Annotated in this window: 18 protein-coding genes; 12 read left to right on the top strand and 6 right to left on the bottom strand. The window is 63.2% G+C overall.

Annotation, left to right across the window (positions count from 1 at the left end; translation table 11 throughout):
• Positions 1 to 74: 74 nt before the first annotated feature.
• Positions 75 to 1,004, bottom strand: coding sequence for a UDP-N-acetylglucosamine epimerase PgnE (gene pgnE / locus ACKUG4_RS16435; RefSeq protein ID WP_085613360.1), 930 nt, complete (start codon positions 1,002 to 1,004; stop codon positions 75 to 77).
• Positions 997 to 1,881, bottom strand: a complete 885-nt coding sequence (locus ACKUG4_RS16430; protein WP_074691645.1) for a sugar nucleotide-binding protein — start codon at positions 1,879 to 1,881, stop codon at positions 997 to 999. The genes pgnE and ACKUG4_RS16430 overlap by 8 nt, the downstream gene beginning before the upstream one ends.
• Positions 1,882 to 2,060: 179 nt before the next feature.
• Between ACKUG4_RS16430 and ACKUG4_RS16425 the strand changes: the two genes are divergently transcribed.
• Complete coding sequence (locus ACKUG4_RS16425) at positions 2,061 to 6,356, top strand: DEAD/DEAH box helicase (RefSeq protein ID WP_445434412.1); 4,296 nt, start codon at positions 2,061 to 2,063, stop codon at positions 6,354 to 6,356.
• On the opposite strand, the gene ACKUG4_RS16420 is transcribed toward ACKUG4_RS16425, so the two are convergent.
• On the bottom strand, positions 6,350 to 8,455 hold the full coding sequence (locus tag ACKUG4_RS16420; protein ID WP_445434411.1) for a mechanosensitive ion channel family protein: 2,106 nt from the start codon (positions 8,453 to 8,455) through the stop codon (positions 6,350 to 6,352). The genes ACKUG4_RS16425 and ACKUG4_RS16420 overlap by 7 nt on opposite strands.
• A gap of 408 nt (positions 8,456 to 8,863) precedes the next feature.
• Between ACKUG4_RS16420 and ACKUG4_RS16415 the strand changes: the two genes are divergently transcribed.
• The 5 genes from ACKUG4_RS16415 (at position 8,864) to ACKUG4_RS16395 (ending at position 14,179) form a co-directional block, all read left to right on the top strand.
• Entirely contained in the window at positions 8,864 to 10,075 is a 1,212-nt protein-coding gene (locus ACKUG4_RS16415; RefSeq protein WP_445434410.1) for an MFS transporter, read from the top strand.
• Between the two features lie 102 nt (positions 10,076 to 10,177).
• Positions 10,178 to 11,104, top strand: coding sequence for a DUF72 domain-containing protein (locus ACKUG4_RS16410; protein ID WP_445434409.1), 927 nt, complete (start codon positions 10,178 to 10,180; stop codon positions 11,102 to 11,104).
• A complete protein-coding gene (locus tag ACKUG4_RS16405; protein ID WP_085648653.1) occupies positions 11,101 to 11,898 on the top strand; it encodes an endonuclease/exonuclease/phosphatase family protein in 798 nt (265 codons plus the stop codon). Before ACKUG4_RS16410 ends, ACKUG4_RS16405 begins: the two co-directional genes overlap by 4 nt.
• Positions 11,895 to 13,181 (top strand): cardiolipin synthase ClsB, encoded by a 1,287-nt coding sequence (gene clsB / locus ACKUG4_RS16400; protein ID WP_236190143.1) that lies wholly within the window; start codon positions 11,895 to 11,897, stop codon positions 13,179 to 13,181. The genes ACKUG4_RS16405 and clsB overlap by 4 nt, the downstream gene beginning before the upstream one ends.
• Positions 13,178 to 14,179 (top strand): lysylphosphatidylglycerol synthase domain-containing protein, encoded by a 1,002-nt coding sequence (locus ACKUG4_RS16395; protein ID WP_445434408.1) that lies wholly within the window; start codon positions 13,178 to 13,180, stop codon positions 14,177 to 14,179. Before clsB ends, ACKUG4_RS16395 begins: the two co-directional genes overlap by 4 nt.
• Here ACKUG4_RS16395 and ACKUG4_RS16390 read toward each other — a convergent pair.
• From ACKUG4_RS16390 to ACKUG4_RS16380, 3 genes are all read right to left on the bottom strand, one after another.
• Entirely contained in the window at positions 14,167 to 14,925 is a 759-nt protein-coding gene (locus ACKUG4_RS16390; protein WP_445434407.1) for an alpha/beta hydrolase family protein, read from the bottom strand. The genes ACKUG4_RS16395 and ACKUG4_RS16390 overlap by 13 nt on opposite strands.
• On the bottom strand, positions 14,915 to 16,021 hold the full coding sequence (locus ACKUG4_RS16385) for a DUF3182 family protein (RefSeq protein WP_445434406.1): 1,107 nt from the start codon (positions 16,019 to 16,021) through the stop codon (positions 14,915 to 14,917). The genes ACKUG4_RS16390 and ACKUG4_RS16385 overlap by 11 nt, the downstream gene beginning before the upstream one ends.
• A gap of 176 nt (positions 16,022 to 16,197) precedes the next feature.
• A complete protein-coding gene (locus ACKUG4_RS16380; protein WP_445434405.1) occupies positions 16,198 to 17,193 on the bottom strand; it encodes a GlxA family transcriptional regulator in 996 nt (331 codons plus the stop codon).
• 100 nt (positions 17,194 to 17,293) lie between these two features.
• On the opposite strand from ACKUG4_RS16380, the gene ACKUG4_RS16375 reads away from it, so the two are divergent.
• From ACKUG4_RS16375 to ACKUG4_RS16350, 6 genes are all read left to right on the top strand, one after another.
• Positions 17,294 to 17,848 (top strand): cysteine hydrolase family protein, encoded by a 555-nt coding sequence (locus tag ACKUG4_RS16375; RefSeq protein ID WP_445434404.1) that lies wholly within the window; start codon positions 17,294 to 17,296, stop codon positions 17,846 to 17,848.
• A 152-nt stretch (positions 17,849 to 18,000) separates the two neighbouring features.
• The gene (locus ACKUG4_RS16370; protein ID WP_007955624.1) at positions 18,001 to 18,669 is read left to right on the top strand and encodes a YjfI family protein; all 669 of its coding nucleotides are present in this window, start codon (positions 18,001 to 18,003) and stop codon (positions 18,667 to 18,669) included.
• A gap of 17 nt (positions 18,670 to 18,686) precedes the next feature.
• The gene (locus ACKUG4_RS16365; protein WP_064599771.1) at positions 18,687 to 19,385 is read left to right on the top strand and encodes a PspA/IM30 family protein; all 699 of its coding nucleotides are present in this window, start codon (positions 18,687 to 18,689) and stop codon (positions 19,383 to 19,385) included.
• 124 nt (positions 19,386 to 19,509) lie between these two features.
• Positions 19,510 to 20,160, top strand: coding sequence for a DUF2491 family protein (locus ACKUG4_RS16360; protein WP_064599773.1), 651 nt, complete (start codon positions 19,510 to 19,512; stop codon positions 20,158 to 20,160).
• A 13-nt stretch (positions 20,161 to 20,173) separates the two neighbouring features.
• On the top strand, positions 20,174 to 20,599 hold the full coding sequence (locus tag ACKUG4_RS16355) for a DUF350 domain-containing protein (RefSeq protein ID WP_064599775.1): 426 nt from the start codon (positions 20,174 to 20,176) through the stop codon (positions 20,597 to 20,599).
• Between the two features lie 17 nt (positions 20,600 to 20,616).
• A complete protein-coding gene (locus ACKUG4_RS16350) occupies positions 20,617 to 21,309 on the top strand; it encodes a DUF1190 domain-containing protein (protein ID WP_011336163.1) in 693 nt (230 codons plus the stop codon).

The following is a 21,309-nucleotide window of genomic DNA, read 5'->3' as shown; positions in this document are numbered from 1 at the left end:
CCGGTTTGAAAGCCGATTTCCGGCCGTGAAAAAGGCGCCTGTCAAAAGGCGCCTTTTTCATGTCTGCGAAAAGCTCAGCGGCCGAGCAGACGGGCCAGGCCGACGTTCATCGGCGTTGGCGTCGGGCACTTGAATCGCTCCAGCAACCGGCGGTTGTTCGCCCGCGAATGACGGATGTCACCGGAGCGCGCCGGGCCATAGCTGACGGGCGGCAACTCGCCGACCACCGCTTCGAGCGCGGCCAGCATCTGCTTGAGGTTGGTCGCCTGATTCCAGCCGACGTTCACCGCACCGACGTCCACTTGCGGCTTCTCGATCGCCTGCACCAGCACATCGACCAGGTCTTCGACGTACATGAAATCCCGGGTCTGCTCGCCATCGCCGAACACGGTGATCGGCAGGCCTTTCTGCGCACGTTCGCTGAAGATGCTGATCACCCCGGAGTACGGCGAGGACGGATCCTGGCGCGGGCCGAAGATGTTGAAGAAACGGAAGATCGCCGGTTCCAGACCGTGCTGGCGGCGGTAGAAATCGAAGTACTGCTCGCCGGCCAGTTTGTCCGACGCATAAGGCGTCAGCGGCGCCTTGGGCGTGTCTTCGTCAATCGACTCGCCTTCGCCGTTGTTGCCGTAGACGGCTGCGCTGGAAGCGTACAGCACGCGTTTGACGCCGGCCTCGCGCATGGCTTCGCAGACGTTCAGCGTGCCGATGAAATTGCTCTGGTGGGTTTTCACCGGATCGTCCACCGATGCCTGCACCGAAGCGACGGCGGCGAGGTGTGCGACCGCGCTGCAACCCTGCATTGCCTGTGCGACCAATGCGGCATCGGCCACATCGCCGACGATCAGTTCGACCCTGGGATTGTCCAGCGGCAGATTGCTGCGCTTGCCGGTCGACAGATCATCGAGGATCCGTACCGAATGGCCCTTGGCAAGCAGCGCGTCAGTCAGGTGCGAGCCGATGAAACCGGCGCCGCCGGTGATGAGAACAGGGCCTTCAGCCATGACGATAAAACCTATCCAGTAAGCCCGGGAGTGCGGCACGCCAGGCGCGCGGCTTGATCCCGAAGGTGTGCAGAATTTTCTTGCAGGCGAGCACCGCGTGTTGCGGTTCTTCAGCGGCATCCGGCCGCGCGGCGTGGGCCTGGGCGGTCGGCGCTTCGATGGCCAGCGGGTGCAGGCTGCGCGCTTCGGAGAGAATCGCCTGACCCAGTGCCAGCGGCGTGGTCGCCTCGTGGCCGGCGTAGTGGTATGTGCCCCACAGCGGCGCGGCGCAATCGAGTTGCTTGAGCACCGAAATGATCACCCGCGCGGCATCGTCGACCGGCGTCGGATTGCCACGGCGGTCATCGGCCAGCAGCAACTCTTCCGGCTGTTCGGCACGGGCCAGGAAGCGTCCGAGAATCCCTTCCGGGCTGTCGTCGAGCAGCCAGCCGAAGCGCAGCAGCACATGTTGCGGGCAAGTGGCGCGTACGCTCTGTTCGATCCGCCACAGCGCCTGACCGCGCAGGCCCAACGGCACTGGCTCGTCCTTTTCGCTGTAGGCGGTGGCGCGGGAACCGTCGAACACCCGATAACTGGAAGGCTGCACCAGCACGATGTTGTGGTGCTGGCACAGTTCGGCCAGGCGTTCGATGGCGCGTTCCTGCCCGGCCAGACGGCTCTCGCTGACGACCTCGGCCTGGAACCAGTCGAAATAGTAGGCAAGGTTGATCAATGCATCGGGACGGGTGTCGTCGAGCAATTGGGTCAGGCTCGCGGCATCCCAGCCGTCTTCGGGCGGGCGGGGGGCGAGGAAACCGATGTCTTCCTCCGCACCGAGGCGAATCAGCGCCTGCCCAAGGGCATTTCCGCCGCCCAGTAACATAAGGCGCATTCGCATAGAGTCAGCAGGCCCAGTCTGATTGGAACGATGGCTTTGGCGACGATGCTTTGTGACACCGTCGTCGATAATTGCCGGAATCGTTGCATTTTGCGGGTTTAGTGCGCAACCGTCACCCGTAAAGTGTAGATCCCGAGCGGTACTTGCAACTTCGCCCACCCACCCGCATAACTGGAGCCATGAATCTGCCCCTTCCCACGGACGCGGCGCTGGCAGGCTTTCACCCCGCCGTCAGCGCCTGGTTCAGCAGCACCTTCCCGACGGTAACCGCCGCCCAGGCCCGCGCATGGCCGTTGATCCGCCAGCGCCGTTCGACGCTGATCGCCGCGCCCACCGGTTCCGGCAAGACCCTCACCGCGTTCCTCGCGGTGCTCGACGATCTGGTCCACCGTGGCCTGGAAACCCCGGACGGTCTGCCGGACGAGACGCTGGTGGTCTACATTTCGCCACTCAAGGCGCTGTCCAACGACATCCGCATCAATCTGCAGAACCCGCTGGCCGGGATTACCGAGCAGTTACGCCAAATGGATCGGCCGGCGCTGGAAATCACCACCGCCGTGCGCACCGGCGACACCCCGCAGAAAGACCGCGCCGCCATGCGCAAGAGCGCGCCGCACATACTGGTGACCACCCCGGAATCGCTCTACGTGTTGCTCGGCTCGGAATCCGGGCGAAAAATGCTCGGCACCACGCGCACGGTGATCGTCGACGAGATCCACGCCATCGCCGCCGGCAAACGCGGCAGTCACCTGGCCTTGAGCCTCGAACGCTTGCAGGCACTGTGCGCCGAACCACTGACCCGCATCGGCCTGTCGGCCACGCAAAAACCGATCGATGCGGTGGCGCGGTTTCTGGTAGGCCATGGGCGCCCGTGCGAAATCATCGACATCGGCCACGCGCGCCCACGGGATCTGGGCATCGAAGTGCCGCCGGTGCCGCTGACGGCGGTGATGGCCAACGACGTCTGGGAACTGGTCTACGACCGCCTCGCAGCACTGGCCCGTGAACACCGCACCACGCTGATTTTCGTCAACACCCGCCGTCTGGCCGAGCGCCTGAGCCGGCACCTCAGCGAACGCCTCGGCAAACACGCGGTGGCGGCGCACCACGGCAGTCTGGCCAAGGAGTTTCGCCTCGACGCCGAGCAGCGACTCAAGCGTGGCGAGCTGCAAGTGCTGATCGCCACCGCCTCGCTGGAGCTGGGGATCGATATCGGCGAAGTCGACCTCGTCTGCCAGATCGCTTCACCGCGCTCGATTGCCGGTTTTCTGCAACGGGTCGGCCGCTCCGGGCACCAGGTCGGCGGTACGCCCAAGGGCCGCCTGTTCGCCACCACCCGCGACGATTTGATCGAGTGCGCCGCCCTGCTCGACTGCGTGCGCCGGGGCGAACTCGATACGCTGCACATACCCGAAGCGCCGCTGGATGTGCTGGCGCAGCAGATCATCGCCGAGGTCAGTTGCCAGGAATGGGCCGAAGACGATTTGCTCACGCTGTTCCGCCGGGCCGAGCCCTACGCCCGCCTTGACGAAAAACATTATCAGGCGCTGCTGGGCATGCTCGCCGAAGGCTACAACGGCCGTCAGGGCATCCGCAGCGCCTATCTGCACCGCGACGCCATCAGCCGAACCCTGCGCGGACGACGCGGTGCAAGGCTGACGGCAGTCACCAGCGGCGGCACCATCCCCGACAATGCCGACTACAGCGTCTTGCTCGAACCCCAGAGCCTGAACATCGGCAGCGTCAACGAAGACTTCGCCGTGGAAAGCATCGCCGGCGATGTGTTCCAGCTCGGCAACGCCTCTTATCGGATCCTGCGGGTGGAAGCCGGCAAGGTGCGGGTCGAAGACGCCCGGGGCATGCCGCCGACCATTCCGTTCTGGCTCGGCGAGGCGCCGGGACGCAGCGATGAACTGTCGGCGGCCGTGGCGCGCCTGCACGCGCAGCTCGATCAACTGCTCAGCGCCAGCCCCGGCAACCTGCAACCGGCCCTCGACTGGCTGACCGACACCCTCGGCCTGAACCTGGCCAGCGCCGAGCAACTGGTGGATTACCTGGCCCGCGCCCGCCTCGCCCTCGGCGCCTTGCCGTCGCGCGACACGCTGCTGATGGAGCGGTTTTTCGACGAGTCCGGCGGCACCCAGTTGATCATCCATTCGCCATTCGGCAGCCGAATCAACCGCGCCTGGGGCCTGGCCCTGCGCAAGCGTTTCTGCCGCACCTTCAACTTCGAATTGCAGGCCGCCGCCAGCGAAGACGCGATCGTGCTGTCGCTGTCCACCAGCCACAGTTTCGAACTCGATGAAGTCTGGCGTTACCTGCACAGCAACAGCGCCGAGCACATCCTGATTCAAGCGGTGCTGGATGCGCCGCTGTTCGGTGTGCGCTGGCGCTGGAATGCCGGCGTGGCGCTGGCCTTGCCGCGCTACACCGGCGGACGCAAGGTCGCGCCGCAATTGCAGCGGATGAAAAGCGAAGACCTGATCGCCAGCGTGTTTCCCGATCAGATCGCCTGCCTGGAAAACCTCGCCGGCGAACGGGAAATCCCCGCGCATCCGCTGGTGGAGCAGACACTCGACGATTGCCTGCACGAGGCGATGGACAGCGAAGGCTGGCTCGAACTGCTGCGGCGCATGGAGCGCGGCGAAGTGCGCCTGATCGCCCGCGACCTGCCGGCGCCCTCGCCGTTGGCGGCGGAAATCCTCAGCGCCCGGCCCTACACCTTTCTCGACGATGCGCCGTTGGAGGAGCGTCGCACCCAGGCCGTGCTCAACCGCCGCTGGAGCGATCCGCAATCCACCGATGACCTCGGCGCGCTGGACGCCGACGCGATCAACGCCGTGCGCGAAGAGGCCTGGCCGACGCCGAACAGCGCCGATGAAATGCATGAAGCGCTGATGAGCCTGGCCTGCATCAGCGACCGCGAAGTCGAGGCAAATCCGCAGTGGCACGACTGGCTGAATGACCTGGCCGATACCGGGCGAGCCTGCCGATTGCAGATCGGTCCCGAGCATTCACTGTGGCTGGCAAGAGAACGCCTGACCTGTCTGCAAGCGCTTTATCCACAGGCGCATTCTGAACTGGCCGCTTTGCCCGGTTTCGACGAAGCATGGACCGCCGATGAGGCACTGATCGAAGTGATCCGCGCGCGGCTCGGCGCATTCGGTCCGCAACCGCTGGTGGCGATTGCCGAGCCGCTGGCCCTGATGCCAGCCGCTGTTCATCAAGCCCTCGCTCATCTGGAGCGTGAAGGTTATGTACTGCGCGGCCGCTTCACGCCGGGATCGACCGTTGAAGAATGGTGCGAACGGCATCTGCTGGCGCGCATTCACCGCTACACCGTCAAGCATCTGCGCCGGGAAATCGAGCCGGTGGCGTTGCAGGATTTCATGCGGTTTCTGTTCGACTGGCAGCATGTGTCCCCGTCCACCCGTGGTCAGGGCAACGCCGTATTGCCGGCGATTGTCGGCCAGTTCGAAGGCTACCCGGCCGCCGCTTCGGCCTGGGACAGCGACATTCTTCCGGCGCGGCTCAAGGATTATTCACCGAGCTGGCTGGATGATCTGTGCCGTAGCGGCAAACTGGTATGGACGCGCCTCAGCGCACGGCAAAACAGCAGTGGCACGGCATTGCGCAGCACCCCCATCGTGTTGCTGCCGCGCAGTCAGGTCGGCTTGTGGAGTGCGCTGGCCGAGCAGACGCTAATCAGTGAACTGTCGCCCAAAACCCGCAAGGTGTTCGACGCACTGAGCCAGCACGGCGCGTTGTTTTTCGATGAGCTGATTCATGAAGCACACCTGCTGCGCACCGAGCTGGAAATCGCCTTGCAGGAACTGGTCGGCGCCGGGCTGGTGAATGCCGACAGCTTTGCCGGATTGCGGGCGCTGATCACCCCGGCGAGCAAGCGCCAGCAGCGCAGCAGTCGACGCGGGCGCGGGGCGTTTGTCGGTGGCATGGACGATGCCGGGCGCTGGGCGCTTTTGCGTCGCGGGCCGGTGGTGGAAAACCGTCAAACGGCGTCGCCCGAAACCCTCGAACACATCGCCATGACCCTGTTACGCCGCTATGGCGTGGTGTTCTGGCGCCTGTTGGAGCGCGAGGCCGATTGGCTGCCGAGCTGGCGCGAACTCCTGCGCACGTTCCATCGACTGGAAGCGCGGGGCGAGATTCGCGGCGGGCGCTTTGTCAGCGGTCTGGCCGGCGAGCAATTCGCCCTGCCCGAGGCGATTCCGCTGCTGCGCGAAGCCCGCCGTCGCCCCCATGACGGCAGCCTGATCGCGGTGTGCGGCGTCGACCCGCTGAACCTCGCCGGGACCTTGTTGCCGGGGGCGAAAGTGCCGGCGCTGGCGAGCAATCGGCTGGTGTATCGCGATGGGTTGCCGGTCGCTGCCGAGGTCGCGGGCAAGCCGCAATTCTGGGTGGAGCTGGACTCCGCCGCCATGAGCGAAATCCGCAACAAGCTCACCCATCACTGAGTGCGCGCCTGCTCCGGCAACACCACCGACGAATGCACCGGCGCCACCTCTTCTTCATGTCGCTTGGGCAGCAAAACCTGCTGTGGATAAGTCTGCGCGAAATGCACCCACGGGCTGTTATCCACAAGCTTTTTCAGGCGCTGGTTGAACGCGCGGCTCACCGCGTATTGCCCGCCCGAGACCGTGCGGAACTGCGCGGTCAGCACCACGCCGTTCAGGTCCATCCTGTCCACGCCGAACACATCCAGCGGACCCTGCAGGTTGTACTTGAGGAACGGGTCTTCGCGAATCGAATCCCCCGCCTCGCGGATCAGCTCGATGGCCTTGTCGACATCAGTGTCATAGGTGAACTGCACCGAGAAAAACGCGAACGCAAACTGTCGCGATTGATTGGTCACGGCCTTGATCTGGCCGAACGGCACCGAGTGCACGAAGCCCTTGCCGTCGCGCAGGCGCAGGGTGCGAATGGTCAGTCCTTCGACCGTGCCGGCGTGCCCGGAATCGAGCACCACCCAGTCGCCGATCGACAGGGTGTCTTCGATGATGATGAACAGCCCGGTGATCACGTCCTGCACAAGTTGCTGCGAGCCGAAACCGATGGCCAGGCCGACTACCCCGGCACCGGCCAGCAGCGGCGCGACGTTGATCCCGAGATTGGCCATGGTGGTGATCGCGCAGATCACCACCAGGATGATTTTGATCGCATTGCGCAGCAGCGGCAGGATGGTTTTCACCCGGGTGCTGGGCTGGCGCGCCGAGCGTTTGCTGACCGGTGGTTTGAGTGCTTCCTGAATCGCCGTGTCGAGCACCACCCACAACAGCCACGTCACGAGGAAGATCAGACCGATGCTGCTCAGGGCATTGCTGATCGCCCGACCGACCGTGCTGCTCTGCGCAAAATCGAGCAGCGACACCCCCCAGATCCGCCCGAGAATATCGATGAACGCAATCGCAATGACGATCCGCAGCAAGGCGTGCAACAGGCTGAGAAAGCGTTCCTTGTAGGCACTGCTGCGCTGGATCGCCTCGGCTCTGCGCGACTTGAAAAGATGCTGAAGAATCGTGCTGAGAAACACCGTGCCGATCAGCAGCACCGTGGTGAACAACGCGCAGCGCAGGGCTTTCTGGTTGTCCTCGCCGATGCCGATCAGGTTGACCGCCGAGACCAGCACCATCAGCACGATCGGCCAGTACCAGAGCCCGGAAAAAATCCTCAGGGACTCCTGCAGCGACGGCTGTTTCAGGCGCTGGGCCAGCGGGCGATTGCGGATCAGGTGCGCCACCGGCCGACGCAGGCGAATCACCAGCAGGCCGAAGATGATCGACGCCAGCAGACCGGTGAACACCGCAATGCTGCTGGTGATGTTGCCGCCCAGTTGCCGGGCGATCTGCGGGCTGGTCAGGGCGTCACTCAACGCGGCGAGAAAGCCGATCAGGAACAGCGGTTTCGGGCAGTAGTCGCGGATGATCTGCACGGCGCGGCGCTTGTGGCCGACGTTGAACATCACCACCACGCACAACAGCATCGACGTGGAAAATATCCCGCTGCTGGTGGCGTAGACAAAACACAGCGCCAGCGCTCGCCCCACCGAGGCCGACAGAAAATGGCTGACGTACAGGGTCAGCGGCAGGCAGATCAGCGCGGGCAGCGTGTAGGGCAACAGGTAACCGAGCAGGTCCTGACTGCGCTGGCGGGTGCGTAGCCAGCGCCCTTCCCGCAGACGATTGCCCAGCACGCTGCCGAGCACCGTCAACACGGCAAACGTGCCCAGCCACACGCCGGACAGCATCATGAAATCCCCCGCCACGCTCCAGCCTGAGCGGTTCGAAGGTTGATTGACCAGCCTGTCGACTTCATCCGCCGCCCGATCGGCGCGCAGGCGCCAGGCGTCGACCAGATGTTCGTTGAGGTCGAGCTTGTCCTGCACGTCGTCAATGCTGGAACTGATGGCGCCGAGCAGTCCGCCCTGCACGATCGGTTCCGGGTTGGCCGGCTCTTCACTGGCCGCCGGAACGCCCGGCAGGCTGGCGGCTTGCACTGCATGGCCGCCGAACAACAGCAATGCCCCCAATAGAATCGCGATCCTGAACCTGGTCAAAACGCAGAGCTCCCTTGGTTGAACCTGTAAGGAACTGATCGACATTTGACCGACAAAGTTCAAGAGCCCCCTCACCCCAGCCCTCCCGAAACGTCGGACCGCCCGGAGGGAGAGGGAGCCGACCGAGGTGTTTTCACGAGTTACATCGACCTGCAAAGTTCGTTTTGTTCTCAAGTCCGAGAGCCGGCCTATGCTGCGTCGAAACCTGAGTATGGCTCGGTGTATCACGTCGGCGTAACTCAAAAGGACACATCGATCAGTCCCCTCTCCCCCCGGGAGAGGGTTAGGGTGAGGGGGTGCTTTTGATCTTTGCGCCCAGATCAAATATCAAATGCCCATCCCTGTATTTTTCCACCCCCACCAAACCCCGACACTGCGCTCCATTCAATCCCCAACCGGAGTGCCGTCATGCCCATTGCCCTGCTCGCGCTGACCCTCAGCGCTTTCGCCATCGGGACGACCGAGTTCGTCATCGTTGGCCTGCTTCCCACCATCGGCGCCGATCTCGGCGTCAGCTTGCCGTCCGCCGGTCTGCTGGTCAGTCTGTATGCCCTCGGCGTAGCCATCGGTGCGCCGGTGCTGACCGCCCTCACCGGCAAAGTCCCGCGCAAACTGTTGCTGCTGTCGCTGATGGTGCTGTTCACCCTCGGCAACCTGCTGGCCTGGCTGGCGCCGAGTTATGAATCGCTGGTGCTGGCGCGGATCGTCACGGGTCTGGCCCATGGCGTGTTCTTTTCGATCGGCTCGACCATCGCCACCAGCCTGGTGCCCAAGGAGAAAGCCGCCAGTGCGATTGCGATCATGTTTACCGGCCTGACCGTGGCGCTGGTCACCGGCGTGCCTCTGGGCACGTTCATCGGTCAGCATTTCGGCTGGCGTGAAACCTTCCTTGCCGTTTCAGCACTGGGCGTGATCGCGTTCATCGGCAGCCTGCTGTATGTGCCGAACAACATTGCCCACAGCAAACCGGCGTCGCTGTTGCAGCAATTGCAGGTGCTCAAGCAACCACGCCTGTTGCTGGTGTACGCCATGACCGCCATTGGCTACGGCGGCTCGTTCATCGCCTTCACGTTCCTGGCGCCGATCCTCCAGGACATCTCCGGTTTCAGCGCCGGCACCGTCAGCCTGGTGCTGCTGGTGTATGGCGTGTCGGTGGCGGTGGGCAACCTCTGGGGCGGCAAACTGGCGGACAAACGCGGGCCGATCAGCGCGCTGAAAATCATCTTCTCCCTGCTCGCCGCCGTGCTGTTCGTGCTCACCTTTACCGCCGCCAACCCGTGGCTGGCACTGGCCACCGTGCTGGTCTGGGGCGCGGTCGCCTTCGGCAACGTGCCGGGCTTGCAGGTGTATGTGGTGCGTCAGGCTGAACATCACACACCGCACGCCGTGGACGTGGCCTCGGGGCTGAACATTGCCGCATTCAACCTCGGTATTGCCGGTGGCGCGTGGGGTGGTGGTCTGATCGTCGAGCACATCGGCTTGATTCACACCGCGTGGATCGGCGGCCTGGTGGTGCTGGTGGCACTGGCCCTGACTGCCTGGAGCGGTCGCCTCGATCGCCTGGGCCCGGTGTACGCCGAACCCGCCAAAGGCTCGGCCCGGATCGTCACCGGGCACTGATCCGTAGCAGCCCGACCGTCCGTAATCCCGTCGAAACTTTCCGCGACCGCCCGCAGTCATCCACAGACAGAGGCCGTATGGGGACTTTCGACGGGAGGCGGCATGGCTACGATTCATATCGGCATTTCAGGCTGGCGTTACGCCCCGTGGCGCGGGGACTTTTACCCGAAGGGGCTGGCGCAGAAACGTGAACTGCAGTTCGCCTCTCGGGCGGTCAACAGCATCGAAATCAACGGATCGTTCTACGCCTTGCAGCGGCCTGAACGTTATGCCCAGTGGTACGCCGAAACGCCGGACGATTTCGTGTTCAGCATCAAGGCGCCCCGTTTCATCACCCACATCCGCCGTCTGCGCGATATCGAAAAACCCCTGGCCAATTTTTTCGCCTCCGGGGTGCTGGAACTGAAGGAAAAACTCGGGCCGATCCTTTGGCAATTCCCGCCCAACTTCACTTTCGACCCCGAGCGTTTCGAAGCCTTTCTCGACCAGTTGCCCCACGACACCCAGGCCGCTGCCGCCCTCGCCCGTCAGCACGACTCACACCTGCACGGTCACGCGAGCCTGAAGGCCTACGGCAAAAAACCGCTGCGCCATGCCGTGGAAATCCGCAACGACAGTTTCATCGATCCCGACTTCGTGCGCCTGCTCAAGCGCTACAACACTGCGCTGGTGATCGCCGACACCGCCGGGAAATGGCCGTACCGCGAAGACCTCACCAGTGACTTCGTCTACCTGCGCCTGCACGGTGCCGAAGAACTTTACGCCAGCGGCTACACCCCAGCTGCGCTGCGACGCTGGGCCGAGCGGATTGATGACTGGCACCATGGCCGGCAACCGGGCGACGCCCATTTGATCGCCCCGCGCCTGAAGCCTCGGGCGCGTAAATCCCGTGAGGTTTTCTGCTACTTCGACAACGACATCAAGGTCCGCGCGCCGTTCGATGCCCGCAGCCTGCTGCAGCGCTTCGATCTGGATAAAACACTCGAAACCGTGCCCGGCGAACCGGCTGCCGAGGGGGTACTCGCATGAGCATTCCCGAGCCGCTCGGCTTCACCGACGAGCAGTCCACGGTCATCACCACCGAGCGCCGTTTTACTGTGCTGACGGTAAACACCCACAAGGGCTTCACCGCGCTGAACCGGCGCTTCATCCTGCCGGAATTGCGCGAAGCGGTGCGCAGCGTGTCCGCCGACGTGGTGTTTCTTCAGGAAGTGCACGGCACCCACGAACATCATCCCAAGCGCTACAACAATTGGCCGACGATGCCGCAGTACGAATTTCTTGCCGACAGTCTCTGGCCGCAGTTCGCCTACGGCCGCAACGCCGTGTACCCGGAGGGCGATCATGGCAATGCGGTGCTGTCGAAATTCCAGATCGTGCGCCATGACAACCTCGACGTGTCGATCAGCGGCCACGAAAACCGCGGGCTGCTGCATTGCGTGCTGCGCCTGCCGGGAGACGACCGTGAAGTGCACGCGATCTGCGTCCATCTGGGCCTGCGCGAAAGCCATCGCAACGATCAGTTGGCTCTGCTGAAAAAGCGCCTGGCCGAACTGCCTGAGGATGCGCCGGTGATCGTCGCCGGCGATTTCAACGACTGGCGCCAGCGCGCCGATGCCTTGCTTGAACCCTGCGGTCTGCGTGAGGTGTTCGCTGCGCATCACGGCCGGGCAGCGCGCAGTTTTCCCGCACGCCTGCCGTTGCTGCGCCTGGACCGGATCTACGTGCGCAACCTCAAGGCCAGCCAGCCCAAAGTGCTGGCGAACCGTCCCTGGTCACACCTTTCCGACCATGCACCGCTATCGGTGGAGATTGAACTATGAGCAGTGCACCGCTGGAGAAATCCGCCGTAGAGCCGGTCAGCATCAACCCACCCGTGCGCCAGCCCGGCACCGTCGATGTCGAGTATCGCTGGCAGGGTAACAACCGCGTCGAGTTGCTGGAAAACGGCGAAGAGTATTTCCCCCGGGTCTTCGAAGCGATGCGCGCAGCGAAAAGCGAAATCCTGCTGGAGACCTTCATCGTCTTCGAAGACAAGGTCGGGAAAGAGTTGCAGGAAATTCTGATCGATGCCGCCCGCCGTGGCGTGCGCACCACCGTCAGCCTCGACGGCTTCGGTTGCGGCGAACTGAGCACCGGTTATCTGGCCGCGCTGAGCGAAGCCGGCGTCCACCTGCAGATCTTCGATCCGGCCCCCAAGCATCTGGGTATTCGCACCAACTGGTTCCGCCGTTTGCACCGCAAGATTGTGGTGGTCGACGGGCTGGTTGCGTTCATCGGCGGGATCAATTTTTCCGGCGATCATCTGGCCGATTTCGGTCCCGAAGCGAAGCAGGATTACTCGGTGGAAATTCAGGGCCCGGCGGTGGCCGACATCCATCATTTCGCCCTGCTGCAAAGCGGCCGCCCGGGACGCGCAAGGTTCTGGTGGCAACGCCGTCGACAGCGGCGCGCCGAGATGGCATTCGATGATCACGACGGTCAGGTGCGTCTGGTGTTCCGCGACAACGACCGCCACCCCACCGATATCGAAGACGTCTATCTGCAGGTGCTGCGCCGCGCCCAACGGCGGGTGGTGATCGCCAACGCCTACTTCTTTCCTGGCTACCGCCTGCTGCGCGAGCTCCGCAACGCCGCCCGGCGCGGAGTCGAGGTGCGGCTGATTCTGCAAGGGCAGCCGGACATGCTGGTGGCCAAACTCGCCGCGCGCATGACCTACGACTACCTGCTCAAGGCCGGGGTGCAGATTCACGAATATTGCGAGCGGCCGCTGCACGGCAAAGTGGCACTGGTGGACGAGGAATGGAGCACCGTCGGCTCGAGCAATCTCGATCCGCTGAGCCTGTCGCTGAACCTGGAAGCCAACGTGCTGATCCGCGACCGCGCCTTCAATCGCCACCTGTTCGAACGCCTCGAAGACCTCAGCCACAACCACTGCAAGGCGATGGACGCCACGAAATCGCCACGCGGACGGATCTGGCACATGACCGTGGGCTTTCTGGTGTTTCACTTCCTGCGGCATTTTCCGGCCATGGCCGGTTGGCTGCCGGCGCACAAGCCACGACTCAAACCCTTTTCCCATGCCGCCGGGAGCGATCCTTCATGAGCCAATCCGAAGCCCACGCGGCGGTGCATCCGGCACCGGCGAGCAAGTCCCGCTGGGGTCGCTGGAAACGTCCGCTGACCCTGCTGTTTTTTCTGGCGCTGATCGTCCTGCTGACAATGTTCGCCAGCCGCATCGAATGGGCCGAGGTATTGCAAACCCTTGCCGACTTCAAGGTACGCACGCTGATCATCGCCTCCAGCCTGACCTTGCTGAGCTTTTTGGTGTACGCCAGTTTCGACCTGATCGGCCGCACTTACATTCGTCAGGACCTGACGTGGAAACAGATCCTGCCGGTGGGCGTCATCAGCTATGCATTCAACCTCAACCTCAGCGCATGGGTCGGCGGGATCGCCATGCGTTATCGGTTGTACTCGCGGCTCGGGGTGAGCAAAAGCAACATCGCCAAGATCCTCGGCCTGAGCCTGGCGACCAACTGGTTCGGCTACATGACCATCGCCGGCGTGGTGTTCGCCAGCGGGCTGGTGCGCATGCCACCGGGCTGGAAAGTCAGCAGCGGCGCGTTGCAGGGCATTGGCGTGTTGCTGCTGTTGGTCAGTGTCGGTTATCTGGTTGCCTGCCAGTTTTCCCGGCGTCGCGAGTGGTCGATTCGTGGGGTGGAAATCAACCTGCCGTCTCTTCGCATGGCGGTTCTGCAATTGCTGCTCGGAGCGCTCAACTGGTCGCTGATGGCGGCGGTGATTTTCACCTTGCTGCCGAGCAAGCTCGACTATCCGCTGGTGCTCGGAGTGCTGTTGATCAGCGCGATTGCCGGGGTCATCACCCACATTCCCGCTGGGCTCGGCGTGCTGGAAGCGGTGTTCGTGGCGCTGCTGCAACACGAGGCTTCGCGCGGCAGTCTGGTGGCAGGATTGCTGGCCTATCGGGCAATCTATTTCCTGCTGCCGCTGCTGATCACCGTGCTGATGTACCTGGTGGTGGAAGCCAAGGCCAAGGCGTTGCGGATCGAGAAGAAACCCAAATCTGATCAGCGCGACTGAATGATGCTCAACCGCTCACCCACCACCATCTCGGTGATCCAGTCGACCAGAATCGAGGTGTAGGCCTGCTGCGAGGTCGGATCGCTCAGGGCATGGTCGGCGCCATCGATGATGCGGTGGGTCAGTGAATGGGTCTGCTGACACGCGGCGCGGTAACTCATGATCGTCGCGTGGGGCACATAGTCATCGGTTTCCGATTGCACCAGTAGCACGTCGCCAGTAAATTGCGAGCAGGCGTGCAAGGCGCGGTTACTGTCGGCGCGGATCAGCGTGCTGCGATAATCGCGCAGATCGGCCTTGTCCAGCTCGCGCTTGGGCGTGTGCCATTGCTCGTCGCGGTACAGCGCCGGCACCCGCAGCGCCAGCCAGCGCACCGGGCGCAGCGAGGTCAGGATCGAGGCGAGGTAACCGCCATAGCTGGTGCCCACCACCGCGATGGCCGAAGTATCCAGCGCCGGGTGGGCGAGCAGCCGGTCGTAGGCCGCCAGCAAGTCACGCAGATTGTCTTCGCGGGTGACCCGGCTCAGCGGAATGCCAGTACCGCCGGTGTGCCCGCGCAGATCGAACGTCAGGCACACGCAGCCCAGGCCGGCGATGCCTTTGGCCCGTTCCAGATCCCGCTCCTGACTGCCGCCCCAGCCGTGCACGAACAACACACCGGGGACTTTCGATTTGGGACTGAGGAACGTCCCGCTCATCTTTTCATCATCAATGTCGATTTGAATGCTTTCGCTTCTAGCCGTCATAGGATTTGACCGTTACGTATTTGAGGAGAAAGTCGCTGTTCTCGGCCGGCCCGCGATACACCTCGATGGCATCCGCCGGCAGGGCCTGATCGGTATAGGTTTCCACCGACGACACGCGGATCGCACGCATCGAAGGATCGTTGACGAAACTTTGCAGCGCCGCCACTTCCGCGCTGCTGGCGCCGCCCATGCGCCAGGACTGTTCGAGCACGCCGCTGCGCGGCCGGCCTTCGCTGTCCAGGCCTTGGGCGATGTCGTAATTGCGCCGAGAGGCATAAAAACGCGGATAGGCTTCGTCCGCCGCCCGGTCGAACACCTGCGCCTGCCGGATCCCCAGACGCACGTCGTCGGGCAGATCCAGCGCCAACAGATCCTCGTAACCGCCCTGCACCACCAGCAGGTTCGAGCCGCCGTACACCTCTTCGCCGTGGGCGTCCTTGGTCAAGTATTGATCACCGCAGTAACTCAGCACCCTGCCGCCGATGAACGACTGGCCGACGCTGTGGGTAACCACCTGACTCAAATCCTGCTCCAGCACCACGCCATCGCTGAACAGTTCTCCAGCCTCGGGTCGGGCGAGGATTTCGTCGAACGCATCGAGACTCTTGATCACTTCCTGCCCACGCCCGGCACAGGCATGGATCGGCTTGATCCGGATCGGCCCGCTGTACAACAGATGTTCGGCGGCGGGCCGTGCATCCTCAAGCGCAAAAACACTGAGCCCGTCCAGCACCACGGTGCGCACCCGCTCGGAAAACAATGACGACCAGCCTTGCGGCGCATGGGCCTGATGGCTGCGCAAACCGTGGCTGATGGCTTTGGTGCAGATGAAATCGTGCTCGACAAAACCGCCCCACAAATCGTCCGGGCCGCTCACGCCCAGTTCGCGGGCCGCAGCGCCAACGAGGGTCTGGGTCGGCAGCAGATAAATATCCCGGCCGCGATGTTTTTCAGCGTCGTAACTGCCGCCGAACTTGAGGCCGAGGATCTGCGCCAGCCATCGCGCGAGGGCCTTGTTGGTCTGCACTTCATGTTGTGGTGCGCCGGGCCGGACCGAATGGGCGACGACCACTTTCCTGCGGGATGTCGGGGTCATGCGTCCCCTCCAACGGCGGGTTGAATGTAGGTCAGAGGGTGCAGAGATCAGGCCAACCGGGGCTCGCCTGAAACACTCTGAAAATCAGCCACTTGAAAAACCCGTACTGGCACCGCGCCCGTTTCAATCTGCACGACCGCGCTGCAGGGTCCGGCATTTTGCACGACGGGTACGTTTTACTTCGCCACGGCAGGCGGCGGACTGACGCCGAATCGCGCACGATATTCACTCGGCGCCAGCCCGGTGATTTTCTTGAACGTCGCGCGAAAGGCGCCCGGATCCTGATAGCCCACCGTCCACGCAATATGGTCGATGGTGCCATTGGTGAATTCGAGCATTTCCCGGGCCTTGCCGACCCGCAGGTGCTGGCAGTATTCGGTGGGTTTCAGGCCGGTCGCCGCACGGAACCGGCGCAGAAATGTTCGCTCCTCCAGACCCGCACGTTCGGCCATTGCCGTCAGCGAGACATCGGTCGCGCCGGTGCCCTGCAGCCAATGCTGAACCTGAAGAATCGGCCCGTCGCCATGATTGAGGATCGGCGCAAAATTGCTGCCGCACGCACTGGCGCTGTCGCTGTGCTCCACCACCAGAAACCGCGCGGTGCTGCTGGCGATGCTCGGCCCGAGCAATCGGTCCACCAGACGCAAACCAAGCTCTGACCAGGCCATCAGCCCCGCCGTCGTTATCAGGTCACCGTCGTCGACAATCGGCGTGTCGGCCTTGAGCCTGATCTTCGGGTAACACTCGGCGAAGGCCTTGGCCGAAGTCCAGTGCGTGGTAGCGCTGCGACCATCGAGCAACCCGCTCTCCGCCAGCAGCCACGAGCCGACACAAACCCCGCCAAGCGTCGCGCCACGAGCATGTTGTTCACGCAGCCAGGGCAGCAGCCCGGCCGGCATCTGTGCCGCGGAAAAACCGGCAATGGACGGCGGGATCAACACCGCCAGCAAACCGTTGTCGGCAGCTGGATGACTGTCATGGACCCGTACCGGTGGCCGATCTCCATCGACCTGCCAGTGGCTGATCCGCAGCAGCGGCAGCTGTGTGGACTGGTGTTCGGCGGCGATCCGGTTGGCGACCCCGAACAGGTCGGTCAGGCCATGCACCGCCGCCATTTGCGCCCCGGGATACATCAGCACGCCCAGTTCCGCGACGGTCCTTTCTGCACCCATTGTCAGTTTTCCCCTGTGTATTGTCGGTGCGGCCAATCCTCGAAACCGTGGCCAGCGCCAATACTGAACCCACGCCAACCCACACTTCGAGGACACACCCATGGCCAAGCAAGCGCTCATCGTAGTCGATATCCAGAACGACTACTTCCCCCAAGGCAAATGGCCGCTGGTCGGTGCCGACGCCGCCGCCGACAACGCCGCCCGGCTGATCGCGGCCTTCCGTGAAGCCGGTGATTCGGTGGTGCATATCCGCCACGAATTCACCTCGCCCGAGGCACCGTTTTTCACCCCGGGCTCCGAAGGCGCGAAACTGCATCCGAAAGTGCTCAACCGCACCGACGAGCCGGTGGTGCTCAAGCACTTCGTCAACTCGTTCCGCGAAACCGAGCTGCAATCGATCCTCGACGAACAAGGCATCAAGGAGCTCGTGGTGGTCGGCAGCATGAGCCACATGTGCGTCGACGGCATCACCCGTGCGGCGGCGGATCTGGGTTACACCGTTACGGTGATCCACGATGCCTGCGCCAGCCGTGACCTGGAATTCAACGGTCTGACCGTGCCCGCCGCCCACGTGCATGCGGCGTTCATGTCGGCGCTGGGCTTTGCCTACGCCAGCGTGGTGTCCACCGACGAATTCCTCGCCGCCAGCCGCTGAGCCCGCTCTGATACAACTGGAAATACCTGCGCCCGCCTCGTTGCGGGCGTTTTTCCGTGGGTCATGAAAATCTCACGCGTGAGCCATTGATGGCATTTTGATTTGGTTGTAGTGTGGCTCACGCGTGAGATGTTCATAACGGAGTCATCGCCATGAAAAGCCGCTCCCCTGCCACCAAGTCAGAGAGCCCAAAGGGAGTGCGCTCGACACCGTCCGCGAAAAAACCGTCGAGCTTCTACATGAAGCAGATGCGCGCGGGCCTGGCTGCCGCCGGTTATGTGAAACACGAAACTTGGGTGCTTCCGGAAAACCGAAGCTTGCTCAAGCAAATGGAGCAACAGCTACGCCAACCGATTCTGGCTGGCTCTTTCATGTCGGAGAATTACATGAGCGCAGGCAACAACTGGAACATCGATAGCCTCTACAACGCTTTCAAGGCGCTGGACGAGGTGGCTTCGCAAGAGATCACGCTGTCTCTGATCCAGAGCTCCGAACCCAGCCTCAAGCTGGAAATGAACGAATTCGGCGGTCTGCCGATTCACATCGCCCTCGCCGGTCAGCAGATCATCGTCGACACCGTGCTGGTGGACATCGATTCGATCACCGACGTGCGCGCCTTCAACGACGCCGTGCTGCGCAGCCGGGAAATGTTCCCGCTGTCGTCGATCGGCATCGAGACCATGCCCAACGGCCAGACCGTCTACAACATGTTCGGTGCACTGAGTGCCGACTCGAGCCTGACCAACGTGGTCACCGAGGTGAAAACCCTGGTCGACAACGTACAGCGCGCCAGCGAAGCCTTCGAACACTTCTTCAAGTAATCAACAGGGAATATCCAATGACTCAGTCCATCTGGAGCAAGTTGTTCACCGCGCTGCGCGGCGGCGCCAACGAAGTCGGCGAAGCGATCGCCGATCAACAGGCCCTGCGCATCCTCGATCAGGAAATCCGTGACGCCGACAGCGCGCTGTCCAACGCCCGTCGCGAACTGGTCACCATCATGGCCAAGCACAAACTCTCCGCCGACCGCGTGAGCGAATACGAAGCCAAGATCAGGGACCTGGAAGCCAAGGCCGTTTCCGCCCTGAACGCCGGCCGCGAAGACCTGGCGCTGGAAGTGGCCGAAGCGATCTCGACCCTGACCAACGACCTGGGCGTCGAGAAGAAACAAAGCGACGAGTTCGGCACCTACGCCGACAACATGCGCAAGGACATCAACAAGGCCGAAGCGCGGATCAAGAGCCTGCGCCAGCAAGTGGACATGGCCAAGGCCCGTGACAGCGTGCAGAAGGCTCAGGTCAGCGCCTCGATCGCCAGCGGCGGCGCCAACGGCAAGCTGGAAACCGCCGTCGGCACCCTGAACCGTCTGCAAGCCAAGCAGCAGCAACGCGCTGCCGAGCTGAGCGCTGCCGACGAGCTGGCCGATGCGTCGACCGGCAACGACCTGGATCGCAAGCTGCGCGAAGCCGGCATCACGCCGAACGAAGGCAGCGCCAACGCCATCCTCGAGCGTCTGAAGCAGAAGTCCGCCCAGTAACGGCGGCGGGAGTAAAGAAGGGCACCGGGTGCCCTTCTTTTTTGCCTGCTCGTTCGCCGCGCGCCCGGTACACTAGCGGCGTTTTTGCAAACGAATACCTCCACCCGCTTCAAGGAATGTACCCATGGGATGGTTCAAAGATTTGCTCGGCACCAGCAACTGGCAGTCGGCCGCGCCGGCGTCCGGGTCTGCCGGCGGCCCCCTCGGACTGGCGCAGGGCAAGGCGATCCGCTTCGACACGACCCTCGGCCTGTTGCTCGACGGCAGCACTTCAGTGCGGGTTCCCGACGCCCAGGCCATCTGGAGCGCCGGCTGGATCGACCTCGGTCAGTCGAACAAACTGCATCGCTACTACCTGAACGATGAAGAATTCTGGGTACAGATCCATGTCACGGGCGACGATCAGATCGAATCGGTGACGCTGTTCAATTACGTCAGCTATGTGACGGTCAACAGTGACGCCGAATTGCAGCGCCTGGCCGGGCCGAACAGCCTGATCGGCCTGCCGACCTACCGCCACGAAGGTGTCGAATACACCCGTGAATGGGGCACCGAACGCGGCCAGACCGAACTGGTGCCGCTCACCGAACAGGTGGTCAACCCCGACGAGTCCTACACCATCAACCATCACTCGATGCTCTACGCCCGGGAGACCGGCCTGACCGATCGCCGCGAGCTCTTGCTGTTCTCCGTCGAACAGGACGAAGAAGGCACCGTCAGCCTGAGCACCTCGCTGGGCATCTCGCTGTACACCACCGATTTGAGCACCATCTAAAAGGAAGTTTTCCATGCTGGAAGCGTTGTCCATCTCCCTGAACAAAGCCGCGCTGGTCGGTTTCGTCGCCTACCTGATCGGCGCCGTGCTGCTGTTCATGCTGTTTCAGTTCGTCTACACCCGCATCACGCCGCACAAGGAATTCGAGCTGATCCGTGCTGGCAACAGCGCCGCCGCGATCGCACTGTCCGGCGCAATCATCGGCTTCGCGATTCCGGCCAGCAACGTGATCGCTCATTCGATCAACGTCCTCGACTTCGTTCTCTGGGCGGTGATCGCGGCCGCGGTGCAATTGCTGGCTTTCCTGGCGACCGGGCTGGTGCTCAAAGGCACGTCCCAGCGCATCGTTAACGGTGAAATCGCCGCCGGCATCTATGTGGCGGCGGTGGCGATCAGCGTCGGCATGCTCAACGCCGCGTGCATGACCCCGTCCTACTGATCGGCAGGAAGCCTGAGATGAAACGAAGCAAGTACGTTCAACTGTCGCTGGCCGCTTCGGTAGCCCTGGCGATTTCCGCTGAAGTGGCCGCCCAGGAGCAGCAACGCAACTTCCAGAGCGTCGAACAATGCGTCGACGCCGAAGTGGCGCCGGATGTCTGCTCGAACGCCTACGTCGCAGCCCTGGCCGAACACCGGCGGATCTCCCCGGCCTACGACGACAAGGCTGCCTGCGACGCGGACTTCGCCGCCGACTGGTGTCAGAAAAATTCCGCCGGCCGTTTCGTACCGAAACTCGGTGGCTTCAAAGTGCCGCAGGACGGTGAGCCGGCGCAGAACCTCGATGCGATCGCCAATGCCCAGATGCCCGCCGGCGACGCGGCCGCCGTGCAGAGCAATCAGACCAGCACTTCGCACTCGTCCAGCGGTGCAGGCAACGGCTGGCTCACCGGATGGCTGATCGGCAATGCCATGAGCAACAACCGCGCGATCGACTCGCGGCCGGTTTATCGTGAGCGCAATACCCGCCAGACCTACGACACCTCGACGCTGAACCGTCGCATCGAATCGGCGCCGAGCCGCAGCCAGCGGGACTACGACAGCGATTACCGCAAACCGGTCAACGTCGCTGCGTCCACCTCCCGTGGCGGCTTCGGCAGCCAGTCCAGCGCACGCAGCGGTTGGGGCGGCTGGGGCCGTTCGAGCAGCTGA

The sequence above is a fragment of the Candidatus Pseudomonas auctus genome (assembly GCF_048654275.1).
GTDB classification, from domain to species: domain Bacteria; phylum Pseudomonadota; class Gammaproteobacteria; order Pseudomonadales; family Pseudomonadaceae; genus Aquipseudomonas; species Aquipseudomonas pharyngis.
Note: the sequence above shows the minus strand (reverse complement) of the source record. Positions and strands in the feature narration are given on the sequence as shown.